General features: G+C 66.7%; 14 protein-coding genes and 1 riboswitch. Of the genes, 6 read left to right on the forward strand and 8 right to left on the reverse strand.

Annotation, left to right across the window (positions count from 1 at the left end; all coding sequences use genetic code 11):
* The first annotated feature begins 41 nt into the window (after positions 1-41).
* Together ABRP17_RS10735 and gph are read left to right on the forward strand one after the other, a co-directional pair.
* Complete coding sequence (locus ABRP17_RS10735; RefSeq protein WP_349984666.1) at positions 42-944, forward strand: LysR family transcriptional regulator; 903 nt, start codon at positions 42-44, stop codon at positions 942-944.
* 98 nt (positions 945-1042) lie between these two features.
* Entirely contained in the window at positions 1043-1717 is a 675-nt protein-coding gene (gph, locus tag ABRP17_RS10740) for a phosphoglycolate phosphatase (protein WP_349984665.1), read from the forward strand.
* A gap of 254 nt (positions 1718-1971) precedes the next feature.
* Here gph and btuB read toward each other — a convergent pair whose 3' ends face one another.
* On the reverse strand, positions 1972-3810 hold the full coding sequence (btuB, locus tag ABRP17_RS10745) for a TonB-dependent vitamin B12 receptor (RefSeq protein WP_349984664.1): 1839 nt from the start codon (positions 3808-3810) through the stop codon (positions 1972-1974).
* 116 nt (positions 3811-3926) lie between these two features.
* Positions 3927-4143: riboswitch (cobalamin riboswitch) on the reverse strand.
* Positions 4144-4308: 165 nt separating this feature from the next.
* On the opposite strand from btuB, the gene ABRP17_RS10750 reads away from it, so the two are divergent.
* Complete coding sequence (locus tag ABRP17_RS10750; protein WP_192081107.1) at positions 4309-4896, forward strand: histidine phosphatase family protein; 588 nt, start codon at positions 4309-4311, stop codon at positions 4894-4896.
* 283 nt (positions 4897-5179) lie between these two features.
* On the opposite strand, the gene ABRP17_RS10755 is transcribed toward ABRP17_RS10750, so the two are convergent.
* The 6 genes from ABRP17_RS10755 to msrB form a co-directional block, all read right to left on the reverse strand.
* Entirely contained in the window at positions 5180-5512 is a 333-nt protein-coding gene (locus ABRP17_RS10755; RefSeq protein WP_188325960.1) for a TfoX/Sxy family protein, read from the reverse strand.
* Positions 5509-5991, reverse strand: a complete 483-nt coding sequence (locus ABRP17_RS10760; protein WP_192081109.1) for a GAF domain-containing protein — start codon at positions 5989-5991, stop codon at positions 5509-5511. Before ABRP17_RS10760 ends, ABRP17_RS10755 begins: the two co-directional genes overlap by 4 nt.
* A gap of 9 nt (positions 5992-6000) precedes the next feature.
* Positions 6001-7446: a PLP-dependent aminotransferase family protein gene (locus ABRP17_RS10765; RefSeq protein WP_349984663.1), complete on the reverse strand. Its 1446-nt coding sequence runs from the start codon at positions 7444-7446 to the stop codon at positions 6001-6003.
* A gap of 146 nt (positions 7447-7592) precedes the next feature.
* A complete protein-coding gene (gene msrA, locus ABRP17_RS10770) occupies positions 7593-8330 on the reverse strand; it encodes a peptide-methionine (S)-S-oxide reductase MsrA (protein WP_349984662.1) in 738 nt (245 codons plus the stop codon).
* A 9-nt stretch (positions 8331-8339) separates the two neighbouring features.
* Positions 8340-10109 (reverse strand): cytochrome c biogenesis protein DipZ, encoded by a 1770-nt coding sequence (locus ABRP17_RS10775; RefSeq protein ID WP_349984661.1) that lies wholly within the window; start codon positions 10107-10109, stop codon positions 8340-8342.
* Between the two features lie 37 nt (positions 10110-10146).
* Positions 10147-10704, reverse strand: a complete 558-nt coding sequence (msrB, locus tag ABRP17_RS10780) for a peptide-methionine (R)-S-oxide reductase MsrB (protein ID WP_349984660.1) — start codon at positions 10702-10704, stop codon at positions 10147-10149.
* A gap of 145 nt (positions 10705-10849) precedes the next feature.
* Here msrB and ABRP17_RS10785 point away from each other — a divergent pair, with 145 nt between their 5' ends.
* Both ABRP17_RS10785 and ABRP17_RS10790 read left to right on the forward strand, forming a co-directional pair.
* The gene (locus ABRP17_RS10785) at positions 10850-11572 is read left to right on the forward strand and encodes a response regulator transcription factor (protein WP_349984659.1); all 723 of its coding nucleotides are present in this window, start codon (positions 10850-10852) and stop codon (positions 11570-11572) included.
* Entirely contained in the window at positions 11569-13041 is a 1473-nt protein-coding gene (locus ABRP17_RS10790; protein ID WP_349984658.1) for an ATP-binding protein, read from the forward strand. The genes ABRP17_RS10785 and ABRP17_RS10790 overlap by 4 nt, the downstream gene beginning before the upstream one ends.
* A gap of 413 nt (positions 13042-13454) precedes the next feature.
* Here ABRP17_RS10790 and queD read toward each other — a convergent pair whose 3' ends face one another.
* A complete protein-coding gene (gene queD, locus ABRP17_RS10795) occupies positions 13455-13820 on the reverse strand; it encodes a 6-carboxytetrahydropterin synthase QueD (RefSeq protein ID WP_188325967.1) in 366 nt (121 codons plus the stop codon).
* Positions 13821-13995: 175 nt separating this feature from the next.
* Here queD and ABRP17_RS10800 point away from each other — a divergent pair, with 175 nt between their 5' ends.
* Positions 13996-16641: a TonB-dependent receptor gene (locus ABRP17_RS10800; RefSeq protein ID WP_349984657.1), complete on the forward strand. Its 2646-nt coding sequence runs from the start codon at positions 13996-13998 to the stop codon at positions 16639-16641.
* The last annotated feature ends 76 nt before the right edge of the window (positions 16642-16717 follow it).

A 16717-nucleotide genomic window follows, 5' to 3' on the forward strand; every position in this document is an offset into this window, starting at 1 on the left:
AACAGCGTATAACGACCGTGTTTGTTGCATGGATCGAACAAGTGGACCGACTTACTGCCATCGACGTGTTCATCGAGGTCGCCGAGCGCGGCAGTCTGACGGCTGCGGCGGAGGCCCTGGACATGTCACGGCCCATGGTGACCCGTTATCTGGCGGAGCTGGAGCAGTGGCTCGGCGCGCGCCTGCTGCACCGGACGACCCGCCGGGTGGGGCTGACGGGGCCGGGCGACGTTGCGCTGTCGCATTTCCAGCAGATGCGTAGCGTGCGCCAGACGCTGGAAGATGAGCTGGCCAGCCAGGATCCCGAGCCGCACGGTGTGTTGCGCGTAACGGCCAGCGTGTCGTTCGGGCAGCTGCATTTGGCTCCCGCCGTTGCGGACTACGTGAAGCGCCACGCGCAGGCACGGATCGAACTGCTGATGGTGGACCGCATCGTCAATCTGGTGGAAGAGCGCATCGATCTGGCGGTGCGCATTTCACGGCAGATCGATCCGGCGCTGATCGCGCGGCGGTTGGCGGACTGCCGGTCGGTGCTGTGCGTGGCCCCGGCCTACCTGCGGCAGCACGGCACGCCGCAGAGCGCGGAAGAGCTGGCATCGCACAACTGCCTGACCCATCACTACGTCGGCAAGGGGGTATGGCGGCTGCGGCGGGACGGGCGTGAGGTGGCGGTGAGTGTATCGGGCAACATCAGTGCCAACGATTCGTCGTTGCTGCTGGAGGCGGTGCGCAGCGGGACGGGGATCGCCATGCTGCCCGCTTACCAGGTGAACCCGCTGTTGGCCAGCGGCGAACTGGTGGCGCTGTTACCGGACTACACGCTGGACGTGATGGGGCTGCATGCCGTGTATGCCTCGCGTCGACAGCAATCGACATTGCTGCGCAGTTTCGTCGACTTCCTGGTGGAGCGCTTTTCAGGCCCTGCGTTCGCGCCCTATTGCTGAGCCCGTGCGGACGCAGCGAAAACCAGGCTGCAGACACCACGCGGTGTTACGGCGCAGGTCCCTACACTGTGCCTCCCCCCGCATTGCGCAGCCGCCCCGTGAGCGAAGCAACAACGTATCCCTATCCGTTGGTCGTATTCGACCTTGATGGCACGCTCGTCGACAGTGCCGCTGATATCGCAGAGGCGCTCAACCGCACCTTGGTGGACTGGCAGCTGCCGCGCGTGCCGGAGGCCACCGTGTTGACGTGGATCGGCGATGGCGTGCGCCGACTCGTGGAGCAGGCCTTCACCGCGGCCGGCAGCACGATCGATCTGGACACGGTGATGCCGGGCTTCATGGTGCATTACCGCGAGTGCCTGCTGCGCAGTCCGCAGCTGTTCGATGGCGTGGCTGAGGCGCTGCAGGTGCTGCAGGCGCGCGATGTGCCCATGGCCATCTGCACCAACAAGCCGTCGGCGCTGGTGCAGCCGCTGCTGGATCACCTGGGGATCGGCACTGTGTTCGCGTTGGTACTGGGAGGCGATTCGCTGCCGCAGCGCAAGCCGAGTGGTGAGCCCTTGCGGCACATCGCGGCGCAGTTCGGCGAAGACCCGGCCGCGTGCCTGATGGTGGGCGATTCCTTGACGGATTACCGTGCCGCACTGGATGCGGGCATGCCGGTTGCCCTGGTGCGCTATGGCTATCCGCGGGGCCTGGATCTGCAGCACAACGAAGCGGTCGCCGTGATCGATGACCTGCGCGATCTGCCTGGGTTGCGCGCCGGGGCGTAACGGTAGCGCCGAGCCGTGCTCGGCGGAATGTTTCCGTGCACGGCCCGCTGCGCTCGCCGACCATGGGTCGGCGCTACCGCTCTCGGGCGCTGTTGTAGCGCCGAGCCGTGCTCGGCGGAATGCTTCCGCACACAGCCCGCTGCGCTCGCCGACCATGGGTATGCCGGTCGTCCTGACCGGCACCCTGCGGGCCGTCGCACGCGACGTTGGCAGCGGCTCCTGCCGCTGCCTTCGGCGCTACCGCTCCCGCTGCGTTACTGCGGCTGGTAGCGCACGCTGAGCTGGTACTCGCGGCCGGGCTGGTTGTACCAGGCGACGGTTTCGTAGCGGCGATCGAACACGTTCGCCGCACGCGCCAGCAACGACCAGTCTGGACCCAGCGCGTACTCAAGGCGCACGTCCAGCGTGCCGTAGCCGCCCAGCTTCACCGTGTTGGCGGCATCGTCATACCGCTTGCCGGCACCGAAGCCGGTGACGCCCACACGCACGTCACCAAAGCGGCGGTCCAGGTCGATGCGCGCGGTCTGCTGCGCGCGACGCGCCAGCCAGTTGTCGTACTGGGTACCGACGGTGTGGTTGCGCGGATCGGTGTAGCTCAGCTGCGCGTTGACGTCGATACCGGCCACGTGGGTGGTGCCGGTCAGCTCGGCTCCGCGGATGCGGGCCTTTTCCACCTGTGTCATGCGGAAGGTTGCCGCGTCATATGTGATCAGGTCGTCCACGCGCGTCTCGTAAACATCCAAGCCCCAGCGCCAGCCTTGGCCCTGCTGAGCGACGCCGACATTGGTGCTGCGCGCCTTCTCCGGATCAAGGGCGGCAACACCGCTCCACGGATCGTACAGATCGCTGAAAGTAGGTGCCTTGAACGCGGTGCCATGGCTGGCGGTCAGCTTCCAGCCGCTGCCCAGTTCCATGCCCCACGCCAGCGAACCGGTGGTGTGGTTACCGAACTGCTCGTTGTCATCGTTGCGCACGCTGGCCTGCAGTTGGTGCTGACCGAAGCGTCCCTGGTACTGCAGGAACACGCCGGTGTTGTCACGGCTGTCGACCAGATAGCCAGCGCTGCTGCCGTCCAGGCTGTCATCGCTCCAGTCCACGCCGCCGCTCAGCAGCTGGCCGTCGGCAAAGCCGATGTCAGCCTGCACCGAGGCACTGTCACGCTGTGTCTGCGCACGGCCGAACGCACCGAACGGGCCGCTGTTGTCGGACTCGTTGTCGCTGCGGCCGATATTGGCGGTCACGGTCAACCGCTCAGAGGGGGCATAGCGGACCTTGCCAGCCAGTACCTGCTGCAAGGTCTCGGAATAGTTGTAATAGCCGTCGTAGTGGTTCTCCGCTTCGGCGCGCAACGCACTGCCCTCTACGGTCCACTGGTCGTTGACGTGGTAGCCGCCGCGCGCGCTCTTGGACAGGTTGCGGTAGCCGTCGCGGTCTGGCTCATCCGCGCCGCAGCCTTGGAAGGTGGCCGCCGAGCCCCGGCAGGCATCGATGCCATCGCTGTGCTGGTAGGCGATATCGATGCCGAACCAGCCCCGTTCCGTGCCCCCGCCGATACCGCCGCTGGCTTGGCGAAGTCCGTTGCTGCCGCCCCCCAGCTCCAGGTGCGGTGCGAATCCGCCTGTGTTGCGGCGGGTGAATATCTGCACGACGCCACCAATGGCATCCGCGCCATACAGGCTGGACTGTGGCCCGCGCACGATCTCCACGCGCTCTATCTGCGCCAGCGGCAGGTCCTGCAGCATGGCCAGGCCGAAGTCGGCGGTATTGATACGCACGCCGTCCACCAGCACTACGGTGTGCGACGAGTTGGTGCCGCGCAGGAACAGCGAGGTCTGCTTGCCGAGTCCGCCGGTGTTGGTCAGGTTGATGCCGGCGCGGCCACGCAGCAGGTCCTGCAGCGAGGTCGCCTGGCTGGATTCGATTGCGGCGCGGTCGATCACCTGCGCCGGGCTGAGGCTGTCGGTCAGCGCGATCGGTGTGCGCGTGGCGGTGACCAGCACTTCGTCGAGCGCGGTCGCTGCGTTCTGCGCGTGGGCAACGCCCGGCAGTGCGGCAAGCACGGCCAGGGAAAGGATTCGGGACTGCACTGACATGAGGGAACTCCGGCTGCCGCGCACGCCCGCGCGGACATTAAGGGAGCTGCAGCACGTGGGGCAGGGCGATGCGCACCGCGAATGCTCGCGATGGCCGTCGCCGATGCCCACCGCATCGCAACCTGGTGCTTCCTGGCCGGTCTCCGGGCTTGCCGTCGGTGGGAACCCACCGGGCGGACGCCTTCCCATGCTGGGCACAGTGGCGTGATGTCCGCTTGTGACGCGCTTACCGTTGCGGGGGCAGCGCCGGAGTGGCATCTCACGATGTGTCACCGGCTTCCCGTTTCAACCTGCCAGCTTGCGCCGCAGGTCACCTTGAAGTGCGCGCAGTCTAAGCGATCACACGCGGCAATGCAGGGCGATGCGGCCGGTGCACTAGAATGGACTCTGTTTCGTTCCAGATCTGCCGATGACGTCCATGCCGTGTTGTGTTGTTCCCCTGTTCGAACGCCCGGGCGTGCGCCCGCTGATGCACGACAGGCACACCGGGGGCGGACGATGATCCTGGACCTGGTGCGCCACGCCAGTACCGGACGCGATACCCACCTGGACGGACGCACCGATCCACCGTTGTTGGCTGGTGCGCATGACGGTCTGTGTGCCGCCTATGACCTGCACGAATGGGAGCGTGTGATCTGCTCGCCCCGCCTGCGTGCACTACACACCGCCGTGGCGCTGGCCGTGCCGCGGGGGTTGGACGTGCAGCCGGACGCGGAGTGGGAAGAGCTGGACTTCGGCGACTGGGATGGTGTGGCCATCGACACGCTGCCCGAGCAGGCACTGCTGGGCTTTCATCGTGATCCGCACGCCTTTCCACCGCCGAACGGAGAAAGCTGGGGACACTTCGAGCGACGGATCGCGCGCGCGCTGGATCGGTTGTTCGATGCAGAGGAAGCCGACGATGCGGCGCCAACGCTGATCGTCAGCCACGGCGGTCCGCTGCGGATGGTGCTGTCACAGGTATGTGGGCTGCCGGTGGCCCTGTGCTGGGCGTTGCGCATCGATCACGGCACGCGGCTGCGGTTGCGGGTAGAGCGGGGCGACGGTGGTCTGTGGGGCGAGCTGCTGGAGCTGCAACAGCCGTGATGCTGCCGTTGTAGCGCCGAGCCACGCTCGGCGGAATGTCCCCGCGCGCGGCCCGCTGCGCTCGCCGACCATGGGGCGGCGCTACCGATGTCGGTCGCTGCGATTGTTGTAGCGCCGAGCCGTGCTCGGCGGAATGTCTCCGCAGACGGCCCGCTGTGCTCGCCGACCATGGGTCGGCGCTACCGATGTCGGACGCTGCGGTCGTTGTAGCGCCGAGCCGTGCTCGGCGGAATGTCTCCGCAGACGGCCCGCTGCGCTCGCCGACCATGGGTCGGCGCTACCGTCAGTCCTGCGTGTCGGCGTCGTCGAAACGTCGTTCGTGCACGGGGCCGGAGGCCGGTCCCGGCGCTTTCAACGGCTGCAGGGCGATGCGTGCTTCGTAGTCCTGCACCAACGCACCGCGTTGTGCTTCGGACAGGTCCTGCCAGTGGCAGTCCAGCAATGCGCCTTCCAATGAATAAAGCAGGTTGAGGCTGGGCTTGAAGCCTGCGCGCCTGATCTTGACGAAGGCGCCGACTGAGCCGATCGCGAGCAGTTCTTCGCGGCTGCGCAGCCCCACCTGGCGCAGCCAGGCAGCGCTCTTCGGACCGATGTTGCGCAGCTGCAGGGTGCTCATTGCAGGGCGTCGACGAATACCGCAGCGATGGCTTCCAGGCCGGCCTGGTCATCGGCATCGAAGCGCGCCGGCTCCGGGCTGTCCAGGTCGAGCACGCCGATCAGCGTATCGCCCTTCACCAGCGGCACTACCAGCTCCGAGCGGGAGGCGGAATCGCAGGCGATATGGCCCGGGAAGGCGTCCACATCATCGATGCGCTGGGTCACGCGCTGGGTGGCGGCAGCACCACAGACGCCCTTGTGCAGGGGGATGCGTACGCACGCAGGCAGGCCTTGGAACGGGCCGACAACCAGCTCGGTACCGTCGAACAGGTAGAAGCCGGCCCAGTTGAGCTGCGGCACGGCGTGGTAGATCAGCGCGGAGAGGTTGGCCGCATTGGCGATGCGGTCGCTCTCGCCATGGACCAGGGCACGGGCCTGTTCCAGCAGCTGGGCGTATTGTTCCGGCTTGCTGCCGGTCAGCGAAGAGGTGGCGAACATGACGTCAGTCTAGCAAGGCACGGCATCGCGGGCGGCAAGGCCGCGCGCCAGCGCGCCGATCCGCGCTATGCCGGCCACGTAGTGCTCATCCAGCGCCTGGCAGCAGGAAAGCCGCAGGCAGTGCCGGTAGCGTGCGCCCCGCGAATACAGCTGGCCGGGCATGAACACGATGTCCTCTGCCAGCGCCTGCTCGAACAGCTGGCCGGTGTCCACGCCCGGTATTTCCAGCCACAGCAGGAAACCGCCGGTCGGCTCGGTCGCCAGCGTGCCGGGCGGAAAGTGCTGTGCGACCAGCTGTCGGACGCGTCCGGTCTGTTCGCGGTACAGCCGGCGCATGCGCCGGAGATGGTGCTCGTAGTTGCCCGCCTCGAGGAACGCCGCGACAGAATCACCGAGCAACCGCGACTCGGCACCGCTGGAGTGGAACTTGAGCAATGCGATGCGCTCGCTGAAGCGGCCGCCCTCGAGCCAGCCGATGCGGTAGTCCGGCGCCAGCGTCTTGGAGAAGCCGGCGCAGACCATGACCCAGCCCTCGCGGTCGAATGCCTTGAGCAAGGGTTCCAGCGGTTCGGTGTGCTGCAGCTCGGCGTACACGATGTCTTCGATCACCGGCAGCCGCCGGGCGCTGGCCAGCGCGGCCAGGCGTTGCTTGGCGGCGACTGGCATGGTGCAGCCCAATGGATTGTGCACGGTGGGCATCACCACCAGCGCGGCCAACGTCGTGGTATCGAGCAGGGTGGCCAACGCGTCCACGTCCAGCCCGTGTTGCGGGTGGGTGGGCAGTTCGATCGCCTGCAACCCGAGGCTGGCAAGCAGCGGATACAGGTTGAAGTAGGACGGGGCCTCCAGCCCCACGGCGTCGCCGGGCTGGGTGACCGCGCGCAGCGCCAGCTGCAAGGCCTCCATCGCCCCATGGGTCAGCACGATGCGTTCCGGCACGGTGTGCAGCCCCATACGCGGGCCGCGCTGCACGATCTGCCGGATCAGCGCCTGAGAACCATTCTGTCGCGCGTAGGTTTCCACCGTGGCCATGCCCCGGCGCAGCACCTGCGCCGTCGCGCGCTGCAGGTGGGGGCCGGGGTAGAAGGCCGCGCCCCGGGGCCCGGCGAAGGCAAGGTCCAGCACCTGCGGGCGCTGCTGCGCGGAAAGGACGCGTGCCATCATCGCCTGCTGGCCGGGGGCGGTGGGGGCCGACGGGACATCGCGCAACGAGCGCTGCGGCACCTGCAGGCGCTGCGCGACTTCGAACCCCGAACGCGGCAGCGGAATCACCAGACCGGCATCTTCGAGTTGCCGGTAGGCCCCGATCACGGTGTTCAGGCTGACCTTGCGCTGGTCAGCCATCTGCCGCAGCGAAGGCAGGCGCGCCCCGCTGGGCAGGCGTCCGGCGTGGATCGCCGCCGCCAGTTCATCCGCCAGGCGCTGGTAGCGGGGGGATGCGGTGAGCTCATCCATCTGTACCCATCCCGCTGACCATCCGCCGTGCCTGTAACCGTGGGATGGCCAGCCTAGCATGGGCCTGCCGCGCGCCGCTTCGTAGCGGGTCAGCGCGCTTTTCTGCCTGTGACCGCGGCCCAGCGCACCCACTCAGCCGCGCAGCGTCAACGCATCGGCACCAGCATCGGATCCTTGCGGTACAACTGCGGGAAGCGCTGCTGCAACGCGACCAGCTTGGGCGCATCGTAGTAGCGGATGTAGGCGGCCTGCGGATTCCGCTCCAGGTAATTCTGGTGATACGCCTCGGCGGGATAGAAGCGCTTGCCCGTGCCCAGTTCGGTCACCACCGGCGAGGTGAACGAGGCGCCGATCTGTCCTACGTAGGCGCGGTTGGCTGCCTGTTGGCGCGCGTCGTCGCTGAAGATGGCGGAGCGATACTGCGTGCCGCGATCCGGGCCCTGTCGATTGAGCTGGGTCGGATCATGCGCAACCGAGAAGAACACCTGCAGCAGCTGGCCATAGCTGACCTGGCGCGGATCGTAGTCCACCCGCACCGCCTCGGCGTGGCCGGTGCGACCGCCGCTGATGGTTTCATAGCGCGCGGTCGTTGCCTCGCCCCCGATGTAGCCGGACACCGCGTTGCTGACGCCCTTGACGTGCTGGAACACGCCCTGCACGCCCCAGAAGCAGCCGCCGGCGAACACCACGCTGGCCTGCGTGCGGTCATCCTTGAAGGCAGCGGTTCCGGTGGGCGCGGGCAGCGCACGGCTTTCTTCGCTGATGCGAGCCGCACCGGCAGCGGCGCCGAGGGCCGGTCCCGCATCCACCGCAAAGGCGACCAGCGAGCCCACGACCAGCGTCGCGACGGCGGCGGCGATACCCTGTTCCAGTGAGAGTTTCATACGACCTCCTCAACCAAACGTAAATGCGTAGGCCTGGACACCGGGGTCCAGGAATTCGATCTCGAACAGGTGCTCGCCGATGTTGTCGCGCTGGCGTACCAACTGGTAAAGACGGTGCTCATCGACCACGCCGGTGCCATCGGGATGGACGTCGCCGCCTGCATCGGCGGACGGAAGCGGCTTGCCATCCATCAACACGCGGAAACGAACCGGCGTGCCGTTTTCTGCCGGTGCCAACACCAGGTGCAGGTCGCGGGCGTGGAAACGGAAGGCGATGCGGCCACCGGCCTGCTGCAGTTCCGCAGCCTCTTCGCTCACGGTCCAGGGTCCCCGCAATGCCCACTGGTTCAGCGTGAAGCGATCCGGCAGCGTGTAGTCGGCCCGTTGCCCGTTGCGGATGCCACCGGGAGACGCGAAGTTCTCCGCGCGGGCATGGCCCAGATAGGTCTCCGGCGAGCGCAGGTTGCCCATGTCGGCCTGCTCGGCAACGCCCTGCAGGCTGGTGGCGGCCGCGGGGTCGGCAGGTGGGGGCAGGTCGGTCTGGCCCGCCTCCTGCAGCAGCCGACGGATCACCTGCTCGGAGTGCGCATAGTTGCCCTCGCCGAACTGGTGCGCGCGGATGCGCCCCTTCGCATCGACGAAGTAGTGGGCCGGCCAATAGCGGTTTTCGAATGCGCGCCAGATGGCATAGTTGTTGTCCAGCGCGACCGGGTAGTCGACCTTCAGTTGTTCAATGGCGCGCATCACATTGCGCGGATTTCGCTCGAAGGCGAACTCGGGCGTATGTACGCCGATCACTACCAGGCCATGGTCGCGATAGCGCTCCTGCCATTCGTGCACGAAGGGCATCGCGCGCAGGCAGTTGATGCAGGAATAGGTCCAGAAATCGATCAACACGACCTTGCCGCGCAGCTGCTCGCGGGTCAGCGGTGGGCTGTTGAGCCAGCCGGTGCTGCCGTCCAGGGCCGGCAGTTCGCGTTCGACCGGCAACGGCGTATCGGCCGCCCCGGCTGCGCCCGTGCTGGACAGCGTGGAGGCGGCTGGCTGCACGCCAGGAACCGCATTGAGCAGCCCCTGCTCCAGTCGCGCCGTGCTCACCGCGGAGAGGCGCGTCAACACACCGGTGTCCCAGCCCATGGCGATGGCAACCACCGCCAGCAGCGCGGCAACGCCCAGCAGGCGGCGCAGCGTATTGCCCAGGCCCAGCCGTGCCTTCAAGGCATTGAAGACGCGACCGCCGATCCACACCGCCAGCGCGAGGGCCGTCACTGCGCCCAGAGCGTAAGCCAGCAGCAGGCTGCTGGTGCTGGCACTGGCGCCATTCAATGCCGCGCCGGTCAGCACCAGACCGAGGATCGGGCCAGCACATGGCGCCCACAGGAGGCCGGTGGCGATACCCACGAGCAGGGAGGTGCCCGCTCCGCCCCGTCCGGCTTCATCGGCCGCATCGGCCCGCGCACTGAGTCGTGCGCCGGCCCGCTGGAACGGTGCCAGCAAGCGGTCGGAAAAGCGTGGCCACAACAACGCCAGAGCGAAAACGGCCATCACGACCAACGCGATCCAGCGACCGATCTGGTTGGCCTGCGCCACCCAGGCGCTGCCCACGGCCGCCAGGCTGGCCACCACGGTGAAGGTGATCGCCATGCCCAGCAGCAGCGGCAGGGTGCTGCGCAGGAAGGAGCGGCCTGCGCGTGCAAACACGAACGGCAGCACCGGCAGGATGCAGGGACTGAGCAGGGTCAACACACCCCCCAGGTAGGCCAGCAGCAACAGCATCATCGACGCTCCATCAAGGGGATCAGCAGGAAGAAGGACATCACACCGGCACGCGCCAGCGTTCGCCGCTGTCGTTGGCATCGGCGGCGGCAGACGGCTCAAACGTCATCGCTGCACCGTTCATGCAGTAGCGCAGACCCGTCGGGCGGGGGCCGTCGTTGAACACATGGCCCAGATGGCCACCACAGCGGCGGCAGTGGATTTCCACCCGTACCATGCCGAACAGCGTATCGCGCTGCTCGCCCACCGCGTCCTTCAGCGGCTGCCAGAAGCTCGGCCAGCCGGTGCCACTCTCGAACTTGGTGGCCGACGAAAACAGCGGCAGCGCGCAGCCCGCGCAATGGAACGTGCCCCGGCGCTTTTCCCGGTCCAGCGGACTGCTGCCCGCGCGCTCGGTGGCCTGCTGGCGCAGCACGGCGTACTGCGCAGGGGTCAGGCGCTGCTTCCATTCGGCATCGCTGCGCATGATGTCGAAGCGGCGGGTCGGCGCGGCCTCGGCGGCTGCAGGGGCAGCGCGGCTGCAGGCCCCCACACCCAGCACGCTGGCGGCGGCTGCCATGCCGCCCAGGCCAAGCAGGTGACGACGGGTAAGCGACATGGGCGATCTCCAGCGAGGGTCGATGTGGCCATGCTGCGCCCACGCGCATCAACGAATCCTCACGGAGAGTTCAATTTTCCGTGATACATCCGCGGGCCGGTCGGCAGACAATGACGGCACGTCTTCCTGCCGCCACCCTGCCTCCATGACTGCTGCCCAGCGCGTCCTGATCGTCGAAGACGATGTCCACATCGCCGACCTGCTGCGCCTGCATATGGCCGATGAAGGCTACACGGTGGTGCATGCGGCCGACGGTGACGTCGGCATGCGGCTGCTGGAGCAGGAGGGGCCCTGGGATGCCCTGGTGCTGGATGTGATGTTGCCCGGCGTGGATGGGCTGCAGATCTGCCGCCGCGCGAGGGCGATGGCGCGCTATGTGCCGATCATCATCATCAGCGCCCGTGGCAGCGAGACCCAACGGATCGTCGGGCTGGAACTCGGCGCGGATGACTACCTTGCCAAGCCGTTTTCGATGCCGGAACTGGTGGCGCGAGTACGCGCGCTGCTGCGCCGTGCCGACGCGATGGCACAGAACGCGCGGCTGGATGCGGGGGCGATCGAACTGGGCCCGCTGCGCCTTGACCCGCTAGCGCGGGTGGCTGCCCATTCCGGCAACGAGCTGGAGCTGACGCCACGCGAGTTCGACCTGCTGCTGTTCTTTGCCCGCCATCCTGGGCAGGTATTCACCCGCGCCGAACTGCTGGACCAGGTCTGGGGTTACGGCCACGATGGCTACGAGCACACCGTCAACACGCACATCAACCGCCTGCGCAACAAGATTGAGGTGGACTCGGCCAATCCGAAGCAGATCCTCACGGTATGGGGCCGCGGCTACAAGCTGGTGGGCACCACCGGAGGTGACGCGTGACGCTTCGGCTGCGGCTGTGGCAGAAACTGGCGGCGGTGTTCGCCGCGCTGCTGGTGCTGTGCAGCCTGGCGCTGCTGGGCATGCAGATGCGCATGGCGCTGCGGCATGAGCAGGAAGTGGTGCAGCGCCTGTCGCTGGGTCTGGCTGCGCACATCGCCCAGCGCAGCGAGCTGATGGACCAGGCGGGCATGCGCGAACCGGAAGTGCGCGCGCTGTTTGGCCAGCTGATGGCGGTCAATCCCAGCGTCGAGGTGTATCTGCTGGACGAGCAGGGCCGCGTGCTGGGCCATGACGCACCGAGTGGCCATCTGCATCGCGACAAGGTGGACCTGGCGCCGCTGAAAGCGCTGCTGGCCGGTGGGGCACTGCCGATCCTCGGCGACGACCCGCGCAGTGCCAGCGGACGCAAGGTCTTCAGCGTGGCGCCGCTGGTGGTGCAGGGCAAACCAGCAGGCTATGTCTACGTGGTGCTGGTGGGTGAACAACGGCAGATGCTGGCGGATGACCTGGCCAGCAGCAGCCAGTGGCGCACCACGCTGTGGTCGGTGGTGCTGGTTGCGGTGCTGGGCATGCTGGCCGGACTGGTGGCGTTCTATTGGGTGACGCGGCCGCTGCGTGAGTTGACCCGGCGCATTCAATCGTTCGACATCGATGCCCCCACGGAGCTGCCTGCGCTGCCCGCGCTGCGCGGTGACGAGCGCGACGAACTGCTGATTCTGGAGCACGCACACGCACAGATGGCCCACCGACTGGGCGAGCAGTGGCAGCAGCTGCGTCAGCAGGACCTGCAGCGACGCGAGATGGTTGCCAATATTTCCCACGACCTGCGCACGCCGCTGGCGTCGCTGCATGGCTATCTGGAAACGCTGGCGATGAAAGAAGCAACGTTGAGCGTTGAAGAACGCCGTCGTTATCTGGCGATCGCGCTTTCGCAGAGTGCCAAGGTCGGCGGACTGGCGCGCGCGCTGTTCGAGCTGGCACGGCTGGAGCACGGCCAGGTGCAACTGCAGTGGGAAGTGTTCGCGCTGCCGGAACTGCTGCAGGATGTGCTGCAGAAGTTCGAATTGTCCGCCGAAGCCAAGCAACAGCGGCTGGATGCATCGTTCCCGCAGGGGCTGCCGCTGGTGCGTGCCGACGTGGGGCTGGTGGAACGGGTACTGACCAACCTGATCGACAATGCGCTGCGGCATATGCCGGAGGGCGGTCATGTGCAGGTTCGGCTCTTCGCAGCGCCGGACCACGTGCGCGTGCAGGTAGGCGACAACGGCCCGGGCGTGGATCCGGCCCTGCGCGCGACGCTGTTCCATGCGCCGGCCGCGCTCGGTCCGCGTCGCGGCGAGAATGGCGGGCTCGGGCTGCTGATCGTGCAGCGCGTGGTGCAACTGCATGGCCACGACATCCGGCTGCTGGACACCGAGCAGGGCGCGACCTTCGAGTTTGCGTTGCCGCGGGCGAAGCCTGCAGGCTGAGCGTCGGATGATCTGCGTGCAGGATCGTCCGGTTTGATGTCGGTCGGCCGGGTCAGTGCGCTGCCGACTGAAGTCGGCACTACCAGGCGAGGCGCAGAGCGGGAGACAGCAGGCGCGCCGGGCTACAGGCGCAGTGCGGGTAGCAGGCCGCATGCCGCATGCCGCATGCACGCGTCGGGGAGTAAGTACGGGGCGCAACGCCGAGCCAAAAAAAAGGACCCGACAGAGGGAGGGATCTGTCGGGTCCTGCGACTGCACGGGGGGAGGGACCCATGCAGTGTTCTGGTGATCTGCGGAACCGGGAAGATTCGCGACCTGTTGCAATGCAGCATACGCCTTTCGTGCTGCATTGCAACAGGATCGTCCGCCGTGTCCTGAATGACGCTGAATGTCGTTCAGTATCAACCACTTGCTCAGCGGGTCGCGGGCCCACGATAGCGGCATCCGGACGTGCAGGTCTCATGCACGGTGATCTCGCTGAGGGCAGGCAGCACCGGCTTGAGCTCCTGCCAGATCCAGACCGCCAGATTCTCGCTGGTCGGGTTTTCCAGCCCCGGGATGTCATTGAGGTAGTGGTGGTCCAGGCGGTCATAGATCGGCTGGAATGCGGCTTTGACGTCGCCGAAATCCATGATCCAGCCGGTCTGTGCACCGGGTTCGCCCTCGACTTTCAGTTCCACCCGGAACGAGTGGCCGTGCAGGCGCGAACACTTGTGGCCCGGCGGCACGTTGGGCAGCCGATGCGCTGCTTCGATCATGAAGATTTTGAAGATTTCCATGATGCGGATTGTACCGGTCCGCAGTGCCAGGCCCGTTACAACGGCAACGGAAGTCTTTTCATCGCGATGAAGAGATGTTAGCTTCTCTTATATCCGTATGAAGAGATGTTATTGGCTGCACGGCAGCCATTCATGTGCTACTGCGGAACTGCCACCACCACCCCACGAAGTCCACATGCCCCAGCACACCTTGCTCGTGGCGGCCTTGGCCGCTGCCCTGGCCGCGCCTTTGCCTGCTGCCGCCGACACCTCCGCCGACACCTCTGCCAGTGGCGATGCCAGCACCCTGGCCGCCGTGCGGGTCACCGGGTCCAACATCAAACGCACTGACACGGAGACCGCCAACCCGGTCCAGGTGATCGGCCGCGAACAGCTGGAGGCCACCGGCAAGGCGTCGGTCGCCGATGTACTGCGCTCGATTTCCGCCAACACCGGCAATGCAGCGAACGAGACCTCCAACAGTGGCTGGGCCTCTGGCTCGGCAGGTATCGGCCTGCGTGGCCTGTCCCAGAAAAACACGCTGGTGCTGCTCAACGGCCGGCGCTTGGCCAACTATGGTTTCCCGGCGAATGGTCTATCCGACACCTTCGTCAACCTCAATGCGTTGCCGCTGGTCGCCGTGGAACGGATCGAAGTGCTCAAGGACGGCGCGTCGGCGGTGTATGGCTCGGATGCCGTGGCCGGCGTGGTCAACATCATTACCCGACAGAACTACCAGGGCGCGGAGATCGGCGGCAGCGTCGGCACGGCGGACCAGGGCGGACTGGACGAAACCAAGCTGAAGTTCGTCGGCGGGCTGGGTGACCTGGAGAGTGATGGCTACAACATCCTCTTCAGCCTGGAAGCCTACAACCGCGATCGCCTGGACCAGGACGAGCGCGACCTGACCCAGAGCGGCATCTACAGCGACAAGCCCGGCGGCCGCTGGAACGGCTGGTCGGCGAAAGGCGCGCGCTACCTGATCAATGGGGCGTCGGTGCCCATGCTCGATGGCAATGGCCAGTGCCCGGACGGCACCACCCTGGTCGCCAGCGCGCCGATCGATGGACTGGCCGGCAACACCTGCGGCTTCAACCAGGCACCGTTCACCACGTTGATTCCGTCGACCAAACGCTGGCAGGCCTATGCGAACGGCACGTTCCGCGTCAGTGACAACGTCGAAGCCTTCGGCGAAGTCCTGTACAGCGAGGTAAAAGGCGTTTCGTGGTTCGGCAGCAGCCCCTTCTTCACCCTGGAGAGTGGTCGCTTCGCGCTGAACGCGGATACCGGACTGGCCGAGCCGGTGTCTTCGAACCTGCCCGCCAACAACCCCTACAACCCGTACGGGCGCGCGGTGCCGATCGAATACACGTTCTTCAACCTCGGCGGCACGGTGAAGACCAACCGCTCGCAGTCCTACCGCGGACTGGTCGGCCTGCGCGGCAGCAGCGAGCGCTGGGATTGGGAGGTGGGCGCGTTCGGTGCACGCAGCAGCGAGCGCGAAACGGTATCCGGTGGTTTCGCGAACCGCTGGGCGCTGGCCGACGCGTTGGCCACCGGCAGCTACAACCTGTTGGATCCGTCGGACACGCCGCAGTCGGTGCTTGATGGCATCAACATCGCCACCTTGCGCCCGGCCGAATCCAAGCTGCAGGGCATCGATGCGAAAGTGTCCGGCACGCTGGGCCGTACCTGGGCCGGCGACATCGGCTTCGCCTCGGGGCTGGAGTGGCGCCGCGAGAAACTGGATTCCAACAATCCCTGGCAGATCGATGCCGGCCTGCAGGTACGCCCGGCCATCGCCGAAGTGCATGGCGAGCGGACCGTGACCGCAGCGTATGCCGAGGCGATCGTGCCGCTGGCCTCCAGGCTGGAGCTGTCGGTCGCCGCGCGTGCGGATCATTACGACGACTTCGGCGATGCGTTCTCGCCCAAGCTGGGCCTGCGCTGGCAGCCGCTGGACTTCCTGCTGGTGCGCGCGGCCGCGTCGAAGGGCTTCCGTGCACCGTCGCTTTCGGAGAACTCGGACAGCACCAGCATTTCCTACGGCAGCGTGGTCGACCCGCGTGACCCGGACCTGCCCGGATCGCGGCAGAACCCCACGTTCTTCACCGTCGGCAACACCGACCTGAAGCCGGAACGCACGCGCAGCTATAACTTCGGCGTGGTGCTGTCGCCGTGGGCGAACACCAACCTGAGTGTCGACTACTACAAGATCGAGCTGGAGAACCTGGTCGGCACCAACAACACCCAGACCCTGGTCACCAACGATGTGCCCGGCGCGGTGCAGCGCGATGAGCGCGGCAAGATCCAGGCCGTGTACAACCGCTACCAGAACCTGAGTGACCTGAAGACCTCCGGCATAGATGTCGAGCTGCGCCAGCGCGTGCCCACCGATCGCTTCGGCACCTTCAACCTGAGCTCGGCGTACACCCATGTGCGCGACTACCGCCGGCCCACGGTGATCGGCGGTCCGCTGGTGGACTACGCCGGCAGCAACCTCGGCGCGACCTTGCCAAAGAACAAAGCGACGACGTCGTTGGACTGGGCGTACGGTGACGTACGCACGGCGCTCACCTGGTACTACACCAGTGGTTATGACCAGAAGGCCAGCACGACGGCGCAAGCCGTGCAGGACCGGGTCGACTCGTACAGCCAGTTCGATCTGTACGTCGGGTACACCGGATTCGAGCAGCTGACCCTGTACGCGAAGATCCAGAACCTGGGCGATGAGGCACCGCCGTACGACGCGTCGTTCCCAGGCATCCGTGCGCCCTACGATTTCAGCCAGTACGACCTGCGCGGACGCTACTTCACGGTCGGGTTCGACTACCGGTTCTGATCGAGCCTGCTTCGTTGCACCGCAATGTCCGCCTGGTCGCCGCGTGCGACCAGGTGGCTGCCCTCGGCGCTCCAGC

Source organism: Stenotrophomonas sp. WHRI 8082 (genome assembly GCF_040223995.2).
Taxonomy (GTDB): domain Bacteria; phylum Pseudomonadota; class Gammaproteobacteria; order Xanthomonadales; family Xanthomonadaceae; genus Stenotrophomonas.